The organism is Methylobacterium goesingense (genome assembly GCF_022179225.1).
GTDB lineage: Bacteria > Pseudomonadota > Alphaproteobacteria > Rhizobiales > Beijerinckiaceae > Methylobacterium > Methylobacterium goesingense.
This window is the reverse complement of record NZ_BPQL01000062.1, coordinates 48,340-65,062: the sequence shown is the minus strand read 5'-3', so window position 1 is coordinate 65,062 and position 16,723 is coordinate 48,340. Positions and strand designations below refer to the sequence as shown.

The following is a 16,723-nucleotide window of genomic DNA, read 5'->3' as shown; positions in this document are numbered from 1 at the left end:
CGAGGGTCATTCTGGGGTGCGTGGCGGGCCGCGTTCTATGAACGTTATCAATGAGTCAGGCCTTTTCTCGCTTATTCTCAGATCAGATAAGCCGGAAGCAAAACGGCTCAAAAAATGGGTTACGTCGGAAGTCCTCCCATCCATCAGGCGAACTGGCGCTTACGATCCGCGCCGAGGCACCCCAGCGTTCATAAAGCGCTTTAACGCGAACTGGGATCGCGTTACGCCCGGCTACTTCTCTGTGATCAACGAGGTTGCGGTACGCCTCCATGGTCGACTTGAGCAGGTCGGCCACATCCTCGCAGATACGGCTCCTGACGGAAGGGAAATCCAACCAGACGGCAGCATCGGCTCTCTCTTCTCAAAGCACCTTCAAGCAGAGCACCCAACCGTCGCAGACAATTATAGTCTTTATTGGCATGTTGCGCGGATGAAAGAGGTTCAAGCTCGGCAGTACCCCTACGGCATGCTGCCTCTTTTCCTCAATTTCGTCGACGGAGTTTGGATACCGCAACATTCGGAGCGCTACCTGCGCACCCGTGATCCAGCGGCCCTCCCTTATCTGCCGTTCTTGCTCCCGCCACCGCCACAAGCTGCCGCTATGCGAGGATTGCCTGTTCCAGCGTGGGCGAAGCCTCAGCCCGCTCGTTTGCCAAGACCCAGGTAGCTAATACCGAATCTCACTGACCCAGACTTATAGGGCAGGGTCAGCGAGGTCCGGCGGACGACCGCCGCCGCGCAGTCGCGCGGGCAGACCTCGACGAGCCGGGCTCATCGAGGTCCGGTATAAGGCTAAGCCATCCGGCATCATGCAGCACGCTCACCAAATGTCGCTCAAAAACAATGGAGGCCTCATTGGCATCATCAGAAGCGTACCGCCTCTGGGCGGAAGACCAACTCGCGATCCATAAGCGCTTGTTGAAAGGCTTCGAGTCAGGCCGGCACACGACAGGTGAGCGATTGGACAATGGCGAGCTTGTGGACCGCACCTCAGAAGCCATGGCCGACTGCCGGCGCGTTATCGCCGATCTAGAGGCGCTGCTGAAAAGCTAGCCTCGGCAAACGCCATCGAAGGGAGCACAATCATCATCGCCTGAGATTGCTTTCGCCACCGCCTTGGTGCATTTGCTCCATAAGGCTGGGAAACTGCCCCGATAGGCAGATATCTCGCCAGTAGCGCCCTACCTCTCCATGATCATGGACGAAGGAAGCGTATGCCTACGCAGGCAGTACACGTCATCAATCGCAACCAACCCGTGGCCGCCAAGGGTGCCGAGCGTGAGCGTGTTGCGTAGGAAGCCTGGGCTGACGTTCATGTCGACAGCAAGGCTCAGGATGAGAGGACGGAGCGTTTCAAGACAGCACAGCTCGCTTGCTTGGCCGAGCAGGAGGGGTGAGCCGAGCGATGTCTGACGGCACCCAGAAGCTCGTGATCCTCGCGGGCCTCTACTAACTCGCAATCAGCCGGCTGCTCGAGGCAGTCCCTGCGAGCGATAAGGCCAAGCGTATGTTCGTCCAGGACGTCCAACAACTCCTCGATGGCACGAACGAGGTCCAGCCGCATTCACCGGCCGCACAGACCTACGAGGCGCTGCTACGGCGGCTTGGTGCGGCTTCTCCCGACGCGACCGGCGGCTTGGGCGTGGTACCCACGCTAGAGCAGGGCCTACTCATATCGGGATCAAGCGAGTAGGCAGACACTGTTGCACACCCAGGAGCGGAACGAGCCCTGTGATGACGAGCGAACCCCAAGGCGGCGTCGCAGCGATCGTAGCGAGACACCGGGCCCTTGCGGATCTGCAGGTCCTGATTAACGAGGCATCGAACGGAAGCGCAAATGAGGTAGTGCTATCCGACGCTCTGGACGAATGGGCCCTCGGATGTACCAACGCTGCGCTCCAGCCTGCCTCTATCACCTGAAGCAATCCGGTCTCGTGACGGCGACCACGATTGATGGGCGGACAGTCGTGCGGATCGAGCGAGAGGGCCATGAGGTCGCGATCGGCAAGGCACGGACTGATAGGCTACAGCTCTTCAGCGTCGACTGCCCCTACTGACAGGCTCCACAAATTGGGGGAACCTCCGATGCAGGACGACGCCGAAGATCACTCGACGCTCAAGCGCCACTACGAGCGGCTGGCGGCCTTGTACGGCGATCTAATGCGCTTCCAAAGGGATACTCCAATGTCGGCGCTTACCCCTTTAATAGACGTAATTCAAGAACGTCCGATTAGCAGATGATGGCTTTTTAGGGCGCTGGTAGCATTTCGAGAGCGGTAGAGGGACGTATGACGGCACTGAATTTCAAGGGCAAAGAGTTTGTCTATAATCATCATCTGGCGGTACCCTTCCGCCCGCTTGTCCCTGAAGAAACCAAAGGCATTGGACCCGTTGCCCTCGACGGCAACCTCATCGTTCACGGTGACAATTTACACGCGCTTAAAGCGCTCCTGCCGCTTTATGCGGGAAAAGTGGACTGCATTTTCATCGACCCGCCTTACAACACCGGCAATGAGGGGTGGGCTTACAGTGATAACGTCAATGCTCCAATGATCCGGGAGTGGCTAGAATCGAATCCGATTGGTGTTGAAGACGGACTGCGTCATGACAAATGGTGCGCAATGATGTGGCCGCGAATTCGCTTGTTGCACGAAATGTTAAGTGACAACGGTAGCATCTGGATAACTCTTGACGACAACGAAGTCCATCACGCTCGTAGTATGCTCGACGAAATCTTCGGCGAAAATTCGTTCATCGGACAGCTTGCTTGGCAAAAGCGCACGTCTCGCGAAAATCGGGCTGTTCTTTCCCCGAGCTTCGATCACATTTTATTATATTCGAAGGCCTTAAAGGACACTTGGAAGCTGCGCCGCAACCTTCTAGCTCCGACTGAAGGTGGCTATGCTAACCCAGATAAAGATCCACGCGGTGATTGGGCATCCATTCCATTCACCGCCCAAGGTTTTCGTAAGGACCAAGTATATGAAATTACAACGCCAACCGGCATAAAGCATAGGCCGCCGAAAGGCCGCTGCTGGGGTGCTACAGAGCCGGAGTTTGAGCGGCTAAAGTCTGAGAATATGGTTTACTGGCCGAAGAAAGGCGATGGTAAGCCTAGAATCAAGCAGTTTCCGGAGAATGCGAAGGGTCTCGTGCCGATGACATTTTGGTCGGCGAGCGAAGTTGGTACGACCGAGGAATCTAAAAAGAAACTACTCGAAATATTCAGCGATTATGAAGAATCTGATCTTGTTATACATGCACCAAAAACTATCGCTTTGATTGAGCGCATTATTGCGATTGCCACAAAGTCTGATTCAATCATTCTTGATTCCTTCGCAGGATCAGGAACGACCGCTCATGCTGTTCTGTCGGCGAATGAGCGAGACGGTGGAGAGCGTCGCTTCATTCTCGTGGAGATGGAAGATTATGCGGACAGACTAACCGCAGAACGCATGCGCCGCGTGATCCAAGGCTACGAATTCAAAGGTGTGCAAAAAACAGAATTGTTAAGACAATCGCTTTCATGGGCAAAAATAAAGAAATTTAACAAAATAATCCATAACATAGATACAATCGAAAATCTCCATGCACACGAATACGATTATGTAACAAAGGAAATTAGAGACGGCGATCTAATTGTAACTGGGGAAAAATCTTACATCGATCAGATGGAGGGTCTCGGTGGAAAATTTACTTATTGTACACTTGGTGATGCTGTCGAACTTGACAAGGTATTGAGCGGTGAAACATTACCGCCCTATGTTGGTCTTGGCGCAGCACTTTTCCACATGGCTACCAATTACGCGTTTGATCCTGCCGCGGTACGCGAAGACGATTTCTATCTCGGCGCGACGAAAAGCCAACACGTCTGGCTGATTTACAAGGCTGACCTCGACTGGCTAAAGTCGCCGGAGGCAGCGTTGACGTTGGCGCGCGCTAAGGCATTCGCCGCCTCAGATACAGACAAACACCACCTTGTCTTCGCCCCGGCGCGCTTCGTAAGCCAGAAGATGCTGGCGGAGCAAAACGTTCCTGTTGAATTCGTGCCGCTACCATTCGCGCTTTACCGGATGGATCGGAGCTGACGTCATGTTTCGCCAACTCGATTATCAGGACCGCGTCCTCTCAACGCTTGACATCTATTTTGACCTACTAAAGGAAAAAAAAACACGCGCCAATAAAGTGGCGGCGCTCGCCTCGCTAGACCCAGACCTCGGCCTCGCCATTCCGAATTTCGTTAAAGAAGCCTGGGAAGCGATGAAGGCCGCGGGCAAGCTGCCTGCTTCCCGAGGCGCTATTCCGTTTTCGCCACGCATGGACGGCTGCGAGCAACCCGTACCCAATGCCGTGTTGAAGGTGCCGACCGGCGGCGGCAAGACGTGGCTTGCAACCTCCGCCGTGTCACGCATGTTTGGTCGCTACCTCAACCGTAATACCGGCTTCGTCCTGTGGATTGTGCCGAACGAGGCGATTTATACGCAAACGCTAAAGCACTTTAAGGATCGCCAGCACCCCTATCGTCAGGCGCTCGAGCGCACAGCAGCCGGGCGCGTGAAGATCATGGAGAAAACCGACCGGCTCGATACACGGGACGTAGAAACCAATCTCTGCGTGATGCTGCTGATGCTGCAATCCGCAAACCGTGAGACGCAGGAATCCTTGAAGATGTTTCAGGATCGCGGCGATGTCTACGGTTTCTTTCCGCCCGAAGGCGAACAACAGGCACATCAGGCTGCCATCGATCGCACGCCGAACCTATCCGCCTACACGGGCATGTTTCCGATGGTGAAGGATTCGCTCGGGAATGCCCTTCGAATTATCCGGCCGGTGGTTGTGATGGACGAAGGCCACCGCGCCATTTCCGATCTGGCTTTTGCCACGCTCTACGGCTTTAACCCCTGTTTCGTTTTAGAGCTGACGGCCACGCCGCAAGATGTGCAACCGCGCGGTGGGCGTAATCCGCGCGACGGCCGCTATGCCAATGTGCTGGTGGAGGTAACGGGGCGCGAGCTGGACCGAGAAGGCATGATCAAGATGCCGCTTAACCTAAATCCCCGGCAGAGCAATGACTGGAAGGCAACGTTGAACGCGGCGCTTGCCCAGCTCAACGCGCTTGATACCGAAGCCCAGAAACTGCGGGCAGATACGGGCCGCTATATTCGCCCGATCATGCTGATCCAGGTCGAGCGCACAGGTGCCGATCAGCGCGAAAGCGGTCATATCCACGCTGAAGATGCGAAGGACTGGCTGCTGACGGCGGGGCTCGATCAAGCGGAAATCGCAATAAAAACAGCGCAGCAAAACGATCTCAATGATCCCGAAAATCAGGACCTTCTTTCGCCCACCAATCGGGTGCGGGCGATCATCACGAAACAGGCCCTACAAGAGGGCTGGGATTGCCCTTTTGCCTATGTGCTGTGCAGCCTTGCGGCCAGTGCCAATCTTAAGGCAATGACCCAACTTGTCGGTCGCATTCTTCGCCAGCCCGGCGCGCTCAAGACAGGCGTTGAGGCGCTCGACGAGTGCCACGTCATCACGCATCGCGCCGATACCGCCACGGTTGTTGGTGCCATTAGAGACGGCCTTGAACAGGATGGCCTCGGTGATTTGGTCCTGCGCGTGACTCAGGACGATAAGAGCGGGACCGGCAAGACGACCCGCACGATCAACCGTCGCACGGATTTCGCCTCGACGGAAATCTACCTTCCCAAGGTAATGGTAGTGGAAAGCGCCGATGTGCGCGAACTGGACTACGAGACGGATGTGCTCTCCGAGGTCGACTGGCGAGGCTTCGATCCGCAGGAGATTGCGAATCGGGTGCCCGAAAACGCACAGGCTGCGGAAAGCCAGCTTCAAAGGATCAGACTTGCTGAGGACGGCGACGAACTGTTCGTCGGCGAGACGGTAACCGCCAACGCGGAGGTCCTCGCCTTCGATCCAGCGCATGCCGTCCGGATGATCTCCGACATCCTGCCGAATCCCTTCGTTGGCCGCGAGATTGTCGGTGCGACGGTTGCGTCCCTGCGGGCAAGGGGCTTCGATGACGCGAAGCTCGGCCAACTCGCCAGTCTGATAGTGGAAGAGTTGCGCAAGGGGCTAGAAGCGGCGCGGAACGCTCGCGCCGAAATCGTTTTCAAGGCTAAGGTCGCGGCCGGAAGCTTCCAGTTCAGGTTGCGGCTCGATGGCCGCAACTGGCGGATGCCGTTTAGCATCGAGACTACGGAACCGCAGAAGGCCCGTCAGCTCCTTAACCGTGCGGGCGGCCCGCTCGAAAAGAGCCTGTTCGCGCCGGTTTATGAAAACGAGCTAAACAACGACGAACAGGACGTAGCAGTTTATCTCGACGGCGAAAAGACGTTGGCCTGGTGGCACCGCAATGTCGCGCGAACTCAGTATGGCATTCAGGGGTGGAGGAAGGCCAAAATCTATCCAGATTTCGTTTTTGCCGTACAGCGCGATGGTGAAGCGAAGCGGATCACGGTGCTGGAAACTAAGGGCGACCAGCTCGACAATCTCGACACGGCCTACAAGCGTCAGGCGCTGGCGTATCTCTCGGACCATTTCAAATGGGACGAGGCAACGGCAATTGGCGAGTTGGAACTGGTCAACAACGGCGAAACCGTGGAAGGTACTTTGATCCTGATGAGCGAATGGAAGGCGAAACTGCCCGCGTATCTCTGACGGCGCGGTATGGGGGGCGTCTGAGATTTGATGCGGCATCATCAATCTCAGGCAACCTTGCCCGTTTCCGGGCGGAGGCGGAGCGCATCAATGCCGATTGCGCCCAACTTCTTTTCGACAACCTAGCGCTCCTGCCAAGAGACGGTGTTGTGACCCTGATTCACCAAACTTGTCCGCGCTGAGCGTAAGTTTTTCGGGCATCCTGAATTCTGAAGGAGAGTGGATGCCATGCCTCGCAAACGCTTTACGAATGAGCAGATCGCCTTCGACCTGCGGCAGGCGGAGAATGGCGCCACGGTGGACGAGGTCTGTGCGGCGAGATGGACTGGGAGCTGATCAGGCCGGTGCTGCATATCAAGGTGCAGCTCCAGAATCAGTTTGCCACGATCTCAGACAGGATTATGTGCAAACTTCTGGCGGGGTTGGTCTGATTGGCTGCGACCCAAGGAGGTTTTTTGGCCAGCCGACATCCTTACAGCGATATTCGGCCCTACTTATAATCCCGGTTGTTAAATCGCTACAGAACTCTGCACAAGCGCGGGATCTAGCACCTTCCATTCTCGAATACTAATGTAAATAGGTGGAAAATTTTATGTTGTTTTATAGACACACTTCGAAACATAGGGGAGGGAGGAGTTGACAGAACTGAATAGTAAAATTCAAAATCGGTTAATTGATCGGAGTAAAATACCATGCGCGCAAGACTGGCAGCCATTATCGGAGGATTTCTCTCGATATGGCCGCTGACCATATCGACTGCTATTTCTGCTTGCAGGCCAGGGTGCCCGGCTGGAATGTGCAGTGGAGGGTTTTGCGGCCCGAGAAAATCAATAGATGGGAAATTCACTTTTATTGTCAAAAACATGAAAGAAAAAGATTTTTACGCTGTGATTAACCGCATACAATCATCGCGTCGAACAATCCCCGGAACTTGAGTCGGTATATACAGTTCTGGAAAAAGATAATGAAATATTTTCTGTTGCTGATTTTAGCTTTGACATTGTCAGGTTGCGGCATCACGGTGCCACAATTAAATGAACAGTGGGAAGCCGCTATTCTAGGAGACAAGCTCGCGGAGAATGTTAAAGCAAGCATATACTGCGAATTTCGTCACGCAGTGGCCGATCTGGGATCGAATAGAATACCGTATTTGGGTAGAGATGTTGATCTGGTGCCTGATAACTGGGGAGCACAGATCACCATAACCCTACAGGTTGATGAGAATACTGCTGTAAGTCCGAGCCTGACCCTGAATCACACTCTTCCTGGCGCGATAGCAACCTTTCCGAATCGGCCATCGGTGCCTGTGCCGCAATCATTCAATTTGCCCTTTTCTGCGAGAGTCTCATCGCAAGCGACCCGTATTGACAAGTATGACACATTCTACATTCTGAAAAACTTCAAGAAACCAGTTGAGGAATACGAAAGTTGTGCGAAGAGGCCTAGTGTTACTGGCGATGGCTATAACGATGACATTGATCGAAGCGGTACTACCTTATTGTATCGGGACTTAGGCATCGCTTCATGGATGAAAGGAGCTTTCGCAGCTGCCGGATCATTCCCTAGTTCCGACCTGCCAAAAAATAATCCATTGAAATCTACAGCAATGTCATATGACATCAGATTTGTCGTAATCACTGATGGATCGATTAATCCAACCTGGCGTCTGATTGGCGTTTCAACTGGGACTGGCTCTTTACCACTTTTGGCTTCTGGACGAACTCGTACGCACCAAATGCTTTTGACGATCGGTCCGACAGAACCGGGACGTTCGAAAGAATTGACTGCTGCCAGGTCTCCTTCCCAAGCAACGGCGAATCTTCACCTAACTGGTCAGATCCAGCAAGCAATCGCAAGCGGATTCACATCGGCGCTTACTCCATAACTCGCAGAAACCGTGCGCGGCTTACTCTATTAGGTGTTCTCCTCTGATCTCGCACGTAACTGCGGAACGGCACCACTTCCACGCGTGGAGCTTTTTTAGCTGATCATGCGCAAGGTTGCCGAAGCAAGCTGATCCTTTGACGTTCATGTCGGCATATGTCGTCACTGCCGGCTTTATAGTCCGCTCGGTAAATCATTGAGCGCGTACCAGCTGTGAACGAGGATCATGACGGCCGCGGCATAGAGGAAGGCTTAAGCCGAGGCGAGGGTTGCTTACGGATCCTTCCAGAGGCGGCGCTTGCGGTTGATCCAACCGAAGAAGCATTCGACAAGCCACCTTTGTGAGGGCACTGCGAAACGACCTGGCTCTGAAGCTTGCGCACGATGTGGACGGTGATGATCGAGGCGGTCGTAGGTTTGTCACCGGCATAGCCTGCGTCGGCGAAGGCCTTGGCGATGAACGGGACGGTCCGACGCGACAGACGCAACACTGGCCCGGTTCCAGCCCGGTCCTAGATGTTGGCCGGCTGCGGATCGAGAACGAGCGCGCGTCCGTCCGTCCCTACCAACGAGCGCCTAACGCTTACGCCCTTTGATCTTCTTGCCGGCGTCGTAGCCGCACGGCCCACCGCTCTCGGTGGTCATGACGCTCTGACTATCGAGCACCGCAGCGGTAAGTGATACTTCTCGTCCGACACGCTCGCGATCGGCCATGACAAGGTCGTGGTTCATGCCAGCAACAAGCCTGCGTCGCGCTAGCGGCTGGAGTAACCGAACGTGATTGAACGCGGCGGCAGGTCCTTCGGGATAACGGTCACAAAGCCGACAGGCAAGGACTTCGCTATGACGCTTTCTGATGACCCAAGCCTGTGGTGATCCGACATCGACCCAAAGAATGTTATCGAATTGCCGTCCGATCGCATCCATCAACGTCTGAGCCGATCCACGCCTTGCGTTGGGGTAAATGTTGGGGTGGAAAGTCAGAAACCTAAAAATAACTGCATGTTTTCAATAACTTAGCGACGGAATTTGGCGGAAGGGGTGGGATTCGAACCCACGGTGGGCTTGCACCCACGGCGGTTTTCAAGACCGCTGCCTTAAACCACTCGGCCACCCTTCCAAGCCCTTGCAGAAGCTAGAGATTTTGCCTCTGCCGAAGCACCGGGAAATGGCCCGTTGCTACCGGTTTGCTACCCAATCAACCGGCAACCCTGTCTATGGCCGCCCGCATGGCGGCGTCAACCTTCGCGGCCGCGTCCTCCTGCATCCCCGGCATCACGTGGGAGTACAAATCGAGGGTGATGCCGATGCTCGAGTGACCCAAGCGCTCCTGCGCGATCTTGGGATGAATGCCACTCGAGAGCAGCTGTGTCGCATGGCTGTGTCTCAGATCGTGGAAGCGGATCCGAGGCAGGGTACTCGACTGGGCCAGGATGCGTGTGAACTCGTGGGTCAGGCTGTTCGGCTGCACCGGCATCCCGTCAGCTTGTGCAAAGACATGGTCATCATCCGAAAGGCGGACGCCGAGCTTCAGAAGCTCCTCGGCTTGTCGGACGCGCTGACGGCGAAGCTCGTCAACGACAATCGAGGGGAGCGCAACTCGCCGAGACCGTCCGCTCTTCGTCTCCTTCGCCCGAGTGCCGCGATGGGTCTGCTCGGTACTCTCGACAATCGCAAGTTGCCCAGCTGCGAAATCGACTGCCCTCCAGCGCAGCGCGGTCACCTCTCCGCGGCGCAAGCCACAGAGCGCACCCAGCAGGACCGGCGTGAACATCCGCGTCGGCCGGAAGTGGGCGAGCAACTGAGCCGTCTCATGGGCGTCCAGCGCCCGCATCTTCGTCTTCTCGACCTTCGGCCCTCCGACCGCGTCGGCGGGGTTGCGTCCGAGGATCCGCCACTTCACGGCTTGGCTCAGCGCCTGACGCAGGATGCGGTGCATGTGGTGGACGGTGCGGGGCGAAAGCCCACCAGACCCATCGCGCCGACCGCTCACGAGAGCCTTGGAGTACGCGGCCGAAATCTGCTCTGGGCGCAGCTTCGTGAGGGCCACGTTACCCAGGAGAGGAGCGATGTTCTTCCGGGCCAACTCAGTATAGCGCTCGTGGCTGCGCGGAGAGACCTGCGAACGCATGTGGTCGAGCCACCGCTCAAGGAACTTGGCCAGGGTCTCTTTGCCCGGCTCGACGTAGTCGCCACCCTGCATCTCGGTGATGAGGCGGGCACACTCCTTCTGAGCCTCCCGCTTTGTGCCGGCGAACGAATGCCACTTCCGTCGGCGCTTCCCAGTTTCCTGATCAGGAGAGTCGAGAATGATAGCCCAGCGGCCGGGCGAACGTTCGCGAATATGACCCTTCATGACAAATCTCCCGTGGAAGGGGCTGAGCTTAAATCAGTCTTCGTCCGTCACGATGATTTCGACCGGCGGACGCGGAGGGGCGAGGCCGCCGAGAGCAGCAAAATATTGGACCTGTTCTTCGGGGGGCATCTTATTGAGGTCACCGCGCGGAAAGTTGCGGCGGTTCTTCAAAACACGATCGCGATAGTTCCTGATCAGCTCACAGGTCGTGCCACAAAATAGCGAATAAGTTTCGTCGTCATCAATCCAGGTTTTATCTTTCCAATCCTGTATGTGCGTGAGGCTGCTCGCCATTGCACGAGCAATTCGAAATATGTCTTCGCCCAAATCGGCTTGTATTTGCTCGGCTCTCGCGAGCGATAACTCAAGTCTATGCTCAATTTCCTCGCTTACCGATCTTCCAGAAGCCTCAGCGGAAATTCTGATCTGTTCTCGCAGTTCATCACGGGCGCGAAACGTTAGGTTGTTTCTCTTGCGCTCCTCAGGTGGCTTTGGCTGCCCGCCACGCTTCCGACCTTCGCTGGATGCCATTCCGGTTCCCTCAATCCATTCAATGCACGAAGTTTCACATGCAATGGTCTTGACTGCAAGGCCGTCCCATCCCATTCATTCGATGCACGAGAATTGAAGTGCAACGGAGGTTCCTACGATGTCAGATGGTCAGTTGCAGCGCCGGACGATCAGCATTGAGGAGGCCGCTCGGCAGCTCGGCAGCTCGGCCTTAGCCGAAATTCTGCCTACCAAGCAGCAGGGCGGGGAGAGATCCCAACCATTCGGATCGGCCGACGGATGCTGGTGCCGCTGGTCGCCTTTGAGCGACTTCTCAACCAGTCGGTGGCCATGCGGCAGGAGGGGGCCTAAGCCATGAAAAAACCCGCGCATCGCGGGGCGACGGCGGGTCTCTCAAATGCGTTCCTGGCAGTTCGCGACGAGAGAACTAACGCAGATCGTCCGACCCTCCAAGCCCGACACGTTGCTAATCGCTTCGGTGTCTCTGCAACTCATGCGGCGGTGATCGCAGAACTGGCTTTTTCCTCCGCCGGCACCTGGAGGGAGCGTCAATGACGGCTCCTGATCCCAAGCTTGCCAAGCTCTTGGCCGACCTCGACGCAGCTCGAGTTGCACTGAGTGCCCACCTTCTCGGCGCTTCACCCCATCCCCTCTGCCCCAACGAGGGCAACTTAGTCCCACTGAAAATCGCTGCGATGGTTTGGGGCATCAGCCAGGATGCAGCACTTCGCCGGGCTCGTCGCAGCCACGGAGTGAAGCGGTTCGGCCGCTGGTATTTCCCCGAGGCGGTCGTCTATCCGGCCAGAGAAGGGGGCGTGATTTGAGCGATCTCCGCACCATCGCCACTGTCCGCAAGAACAACTCGCAGGAGATCCGGGTCAGCGTCGCCATCCACGATGGCTACACACTGGTCGACATGCGGGTGTTCTCGGCGCCCACAACCAACCGTGGCGAGCCCGTGCCGACGAAGGCCGGCATCTGCGTCACCCGGGCCAAGCTGCCCGAGCTCATTCTGGCCCTGCAGGCCGCAGAGCGAGAGGTGACGCGATGACGGGCTCCACCATGGCGCCCGACGTGGTGCCCCCGACCGCCTTCGACAGCGAGCAGGCCCTGCTCGGTGCCATCCTACACAACAACGATGCCCTCGACCGTGCCCGCGATCACGTGCAGCCCGGCGACTTCTTCGAGCCGCTGCACCGGCACATCTTCGAGGTGATGATTCAGCGCCGGGATGCCGGCGAGGCCATCGACTTCGGGCTGATGAAAGCCGTCCTCGGCAACGCCGACCTCGGCGGCCAAACCGTCGGCGGATACCTCGCCAAGCTGGTCTCGGAGGCGATCACCGTCAGCGGCGCGGCGAGCTATGCCCGGCTAATCGCTCAGGCTGCGCGGATGCGGCGAGTGCTGGAGACCTCCCAGGCCGCGGTCGCAGCCATGACGGACGGATCGGTGCGAAGCCCGGCCGAATACGCCGCCTACATGATCGAGGCGCTGGACGAGGTCGCCAGCGCCGGTCTCAGCGAGAGTGCTAGGCGCGTCACTCTCGGCCAGGGCGTCGCCAGTGTGCTGGCCCGGGTGGATCAGACCCGGATGGGCAAGGGCATCATCGGTGTGCCCTATGGTGTGCCGAAGCTCGACACCTCGACCCTCGGCATGCGCTCCGGCCAGTTCGTCGTGCTCGCCGGCCGGCCCGCCATGGGGAAGACCACGGTCGCCATCCACATCGCTCTGACGGCCACGCGCCGGAATGGCGCTGTTGGCCTGATCTCGCTTGAGATGAACGCCGAGGAGTTGTCCGAGCGGGTGCTCTCGGCCGTGGCCTACAATCCGCGTGAATGGGACCAGATCACCTACCGAGCCATCGCCGAGGCGCGCGGACTGTCTGACGCGGCCATGGCCCGGCTACGCGACGCCACCGAGGCCTGCGCCGACATTCCGCTCTGGATCGAGCAGCAGACAGGCCTGACCCTCTCACAGATCTCGGCACGTGCCCGACAGATGAAGCTGAAGGCCGAGCGGATGGGCATCCCGTTCGCAGCTCTCATCATCGACCACATCGGCCTTATCCGACCGTCCAAGCGGTACTCCGGCAACCGGGTGCAGGAGATGACCGAGATCAGCTCCGGCCTGAAGGGGCTGGCGAAAGAGCTCGGCATTCCGGTGCTCGGCCTGTCGCAGCTCAACCGCGAGGTGGAGAAGCGCCAGGACAAGCGCCCCATCCTCTCGGACCTGCGCGAGAGCGGATCAATCGAGCAGGATGCCGACGTCGTGCTCGGGCTGTACCGCGACGCCTACTACCTCGAGCACAAGGCCGATCGCAGCGACGTCGAGGAGGATCGGCTCGCTCGTTGCCTGAACACGCTTGAGATCGAGATCCTGAAGCAGCGCTCTGGGCCCACCATCCGGATCGAGTGCTTCTGCGACATCGCCTGCAACGTCCTGGCGGAGGCGCGCTGATGGTCGGCTTCTACAAGCACGACATCCCCGCCTGGATGGATGGCACGGAGAAGCTGAGCGACAGCGCCTACCGCGCCTATCACGTCGTCGTTCAGCTCATCATGCTGAACGAAGGGCCGATCGCGCTGAACGAGCGTGGCCTATCGGGCCGCTGCAACATGACCGTGAAGGCATTCGGACGGGCGCTCGCCGAACTAATCGCAGCCGACAAAGTCACCGTAGAGGACGGGCGCATCCACAATGCCCGGGCGGGCCGAGAGCTCGAATCCGTCATGAAAAACCGGGAAAATGCTGGGAAAGGCGGAAAAACCCGAGCAATCCGCGCAGAAACTCAGAAAAACGGCACGGGTCAAACGCCTAACTCATTGAAATCAAACGATGTAGCTCAAGCGCCGCTTGAAACCATTCCAAGCCTAAAAGAGAAGAGAAGAGGAGACTCCCCTATAGTCCCCAAGGGGACGCAGCCAGATCGGTTCGAGGAGTTCAGGGCAGCCTACCCGCCGCGGAACGTGCGCTTCCAGGCAACGACGGCCCGGAAACGATGGCTGGAAGCGCTGAAGCGCGGCGCAGACCCAGGGCAGATCATAGCCGGTGCTAAATCTTATGCTGCCGAGCAGCATCGGATCGGCAAGGCTGGCACCGAGTTCGTAAAAACCGCCGAGGTCTGGCTCCGGAACCAGCTCTGGAACGACTACCAGCCCGAGCCGGTCACCGCCGAGGGTAAGCTGGCCGGGCCGGACAGCTATCTCGCCAGCCTGTCCGACGACGACTGGCGCGGCCACCTCCGCCGCTGGCGGAGCACCGGCGGGCAGTGGACCCTGGCCAATCGCACCAAGCCGCCGGACGATCCCGCAACCAAGGTTCCCGCGCATCTGCTGGCTGAGTTGGGCAACGTAGCGCTGTTGGCGAGGACAGGCTGATGCACGGCCCTCAAAACTCAGGCGTCCGTCGCCCGGCTGAACTTTCAGCCCAATGGCATCAGGGGTTTACCGCCGGGAAGCCGGCTGTCCAGAACTGGGGACCGGCAATCTGCGCTCCCCGTTTCGGGGGAGCTCACCTATTGGTTCACCCGGTGCGGGGTTTCAACCGGATTGGGTGGAAACCTCCGGTTCGACAGGTTTTTGCCGAACCTGGCGTAAACCCCCGGGCCAGGCTGTTGGCAGCAGAACGCAAAATTGCGTTGTGCAAATCCAGTAGCTTAGTGGATTTCAGGCTGCCTTCGGATCAGCGCCAGACCGTAGGGTGCCGCGATGAGTAGGCGCCTCCTGGATCGCGACCGCTTCGCGAAATGTCGAGCGCTAATGGACCGCGGCGCCACTGCTGGCGAGCGGGCCGCCGGAGAAGCCGCAGCTTCACGAGTCGCCGCGGCGGCTGGGCTGAGCTTATCTGAGGCGATCAGCCTGTTGGATGCTGCCGGACCACACTTCGATCCCGGTGCCGCACCCCGGGCTGATCGTGCTCAAGGATCTCACACACGCCCAACCTACGCCTGGGAGCAGCCAAAGCAGAAGGCCGGGCCCATCACGGTCGAGGAATTGTTGAGGCAGAAGGAGGCCAATGCTGCTTGGAAAAAGGCAGCCGCCGCGCGTCAGGCAAAGCGCGCTCCCAGTAGGGACAAGCACCATGAGCGCTGGGCCAAAGAGGCTCGCGAGGCTCAGGCTATTCGGGATCGTGAATGGGCCGAACGGCGTAAGCATCGTGAGGAGGCGCAGTCATGACTGCCGCTGCGACCAAGGCCCAGCTGGAAGTCGGGGCAGGCTACCACCTCGATCAGTGTGCGCTGGTACCTCCAGCGGCTTCGGCAGCATCAAGTAGCTCCTCGCCGCTCATCCAGAGAACGCCTGCCTCCGAACGGATGGCGTTTGCTTTGAGGCCCATGCCGATCTTCGTCTTCGCGGCATCGAGTGCCTTTTCGGAGCTATCGTGCTCCTCATGGTTCCACTGTCCGCTCACCTCGTTGGTGCTGTCGCCCCATTCCAAAATCCACATCGAACTCTCCTCTTCAAAGAAGAAAGGAACTGGAGGGCCATTATGTTTCCAGCCCGCGAAATGGTTTGATGCTCCTCGGCAGAACTAGCGCATATTGAACGTGAAAAGGCGGGACTGCGCCCCGCCTTTCACTGCCTTAACCAGATATGGACTTAGTAGGCAGCGCCACGCGGCGCGAAGCCATCCTGATAGGCTGCCTCACCGTTCCGATTGATATTGCTGTAGCGGCCGGCGCGATCACCACGACGCGGGGCAACAGTGCCAGTCACGATGTCATCGGCTGCGCCAACCGTACCACCAACTACACCGCCTACAACTCCGGTCACGCCACCGACGACGTTACCAACGCCACCCAGAAGGCCACCCTGCGACCGGGGCGGGTCGATGTGAGCGCCCCACACATTGAGGGTGCCATCGCGATTGTAGCTGGCGCTATCCGAATTGAAGTCCTGAGCGAAGCTCGGGGACGCGGCAAAGCCGATGGCGAGTGCAAGGCCAGCGACAATCTTGGAAACGTTCTTCATGGTAGGTCCTTTCGTGACTCACTCGATCAGGCAGCGAATAGGCAGCCCGAAATTCAAGTGAATGATTGCTGTTGGACCTTAGCTCGTGCGCTTCTGCTGACATGCAACCCGATATGTGCATCAGGTCGCGGGCGTATATTTCAAGTCGCGTGGCAGCGTGTCGATATATTGCGGTGCGACATTGTGGGTGCCTAGGATACCGCAAATCTATCAGTGGGTTCCAGTTCGGACGGCGAACTTGCTGCTGCAGTGCGGCAAGGCACGTATGCGCTCAGATCAAACATTCTCCGCAGCGCGACGGGAAATTTTCGGCGCTACT

General features: G+C 57.9%; 12 protein-coding genes, 1 tRNA gene and 2 pseudogenes. 9 read left to right on the top strand and 6 right to left on the bottom strand.

The features are described 5' to 3' along the window. The 4 genes from MFF30_RS12045 to MFF30_RS12030 form a co-directional block, all read left to right on the top strand. Positions 1-667, top strand: a 667-nt coding sequence (locus MFF30_RS12045) for a BRO-N domain-containing protein (RefSeq protein ID WP_283205893.1), incomplete at its 5' end; no start/stop codon positions are given. Between the two features lie 1,621 nt (positions 668-2,288). Then, positions 2,289-4,088, top strand: a complete 1,800-nt coding sequence (locus MFF30_RS12040) for a site-specific DNA-methyltransferase (protein WP_238279658.1) — start codon at positions 2,289-2,291, stop codon at positions 4,086-4,088. A 4-nt stretch (positions 4,089-4,092) separates the two neighbouring features. Next, a complete protein-coding gene (locus tag MFF30_RS12035) occupies positions 4,093-6,684 on the top strand; it encodes a DEAD/DEAH box helicase (RefSeq protein WP_238279657.1) in 2,592 nt (863 codons plus the stop codon). A gap of 964 nt (positions 6,685-7,648) precedes the next feature. Continuing rightward, the gene (locus MFF30_RS12030) at positions 7,649-8,569 is read left to right on the top strand and encodes a hypothetical protein (RefSeq protein ID WP_238279656.1); all 921 of its coding nucleotides are present in this window, start codon (positions 7,649-7,651) and stop codon (positions 8,567-8,569) included. A gap of 275 nt (positions 8,570-8,844) precedes the next feature. On the opposite strand, the pseudogene MFF30_RS12025 reads toward MFF30_RS12030, so the two are convergent. The 4 genes and pseudogenes from MFF30_RS12025 to MFF30_RS12010 form a co-directional block, all read right to left on the bottom strand. Then, a pseudogene (locus MFF30_RS12025) lies at positions 8,845-9,380 on the bottom strand (transposase); the annotation flags it as partial. 218 nt (positions 9,381-9,598) lie between these two features. Next, positions 9,599-9,688: transfer RNA gene (locus MFF30_RS12020), tRNA-Ser, on the bottom strand. 78 nt (positions 9,689-9,766) lie between these two features. Then, on the bottom strand, positions 9,767-10,924 hold the full coding sequence (locus tag MFF30_RS12015) for a tyrosine-type recombinase/integrase (protein ID WP_238279655.1): 1,158 nt from the start codon (positions 10,922-10,924) through the stop codon (positions 9,767-9,769). A gap of 33 nt (positions 10,925-10,957) precedes the next feature. Next, a complete protein-coding gene (locus tag MFF30_RS12010) occupies positions 10,958-11,455 on the bottom strand; it encodes an Arc family DNA-binding protein (RefSeq protein WP_238279654.1) in 498 nt (165 codons plus the stop codon). A gap of 183 nt (positions 11,456-11,638) precedes the next feature. Between MFF30_RS12010 and MFF30_RS26185 the strand changes: the two are divergent. The 5 genes and pseudogenes from MFF30_RS26185 to MFF30_RS11990 all read left to right on the top strand — a co-directional run. After that, a pseudogene (locus MFF30_RS26185) lies at positions 11,639-11,785 on the top strand (helix-turn-helix domain-containing protein); the annotation flags it as partial. A 200-nt stretch (positions 11,786-11,985) separates the two neighbouring features. Then, complete coding sequence (locus MFF30_RS12005; RefSeq protein ID WP_238279653.1) at positions 11,986-12,258, top strand: hypothetical protein; 273 nt, start codon at positions 11,986-11,988, stop codon at positions 12,256-12,258. Next, positions 12,255-12,485, top strand: a complete 231-nt coding sequence (locus MFF30_RS12000) for a PC4/YdbC family ssDNA-binding protein (RefSeq protein WP_238279652.1) — start codon at positions 12,255-12,257, stop codon at positions 12,483-12,485. Before MFF30_RS12005 ends, MFF30_RS12000 begins: the two co-directional genes overlap by 4 nt. Beyond that, a complete protein-coding gene (locus MFF30_RS11995) occupies positions 12,482-13,891 on the top strand; it encodes a replicative DNA helicase (RefSeq protein WP_238279651.1) in 1,410 nt (469 codons plus the stop codon). The genes MFF30_RS12000 and MFF30_RS11995 overlap by 4 nt, the downstream gene beginning before the upstream one ends. Beyond that, entirely contained in the window at positions 13,891-14,811 is a 921-nt protein-coding gene (locus tag MFF30_RS11990; RefSeq protein WP_238279650.1) for a YdaU family protein, read from the top strand. The genes MFF30_RS11995 and MFF30_RS11990 overlap by 1 nt, the downstream gene beginning before the upstream one ends. Before the next feature lie 850 nt (positions 14,812-15,661). Here the strand turns inward: MFF30_RS11990 and MFF30_RS11985 are convergent. Together MFF30_RS11985 and MFF30_RS11980 are read right to left on the bottom strand one after the other, a co-directional pair. Further along, on the bottom strand, positions 15,662-15,880 hold the full coding sequence (locus MFF30_RS11985) for a hypothetical protein (protein WP_238279649.1): 219 nt from the start codon (positions 15,878-15,880) through the stop codon (positions 15,662-15,664). Between the two features lie 152 nt (positions 15,881-16,032). Further along, positions 16,033-16,404: a hypothetical protein gene (locus tag MFF30_RS11980; protein WP_238279648.1), complete on the bottom strand. Its 372-nt coding sequence runs from the start codon at positions 16,402-16,404 to the stop codon at positions 16,033-16,035. Positions 16,405-16,723: the final 319 nt, after the last annotated feature.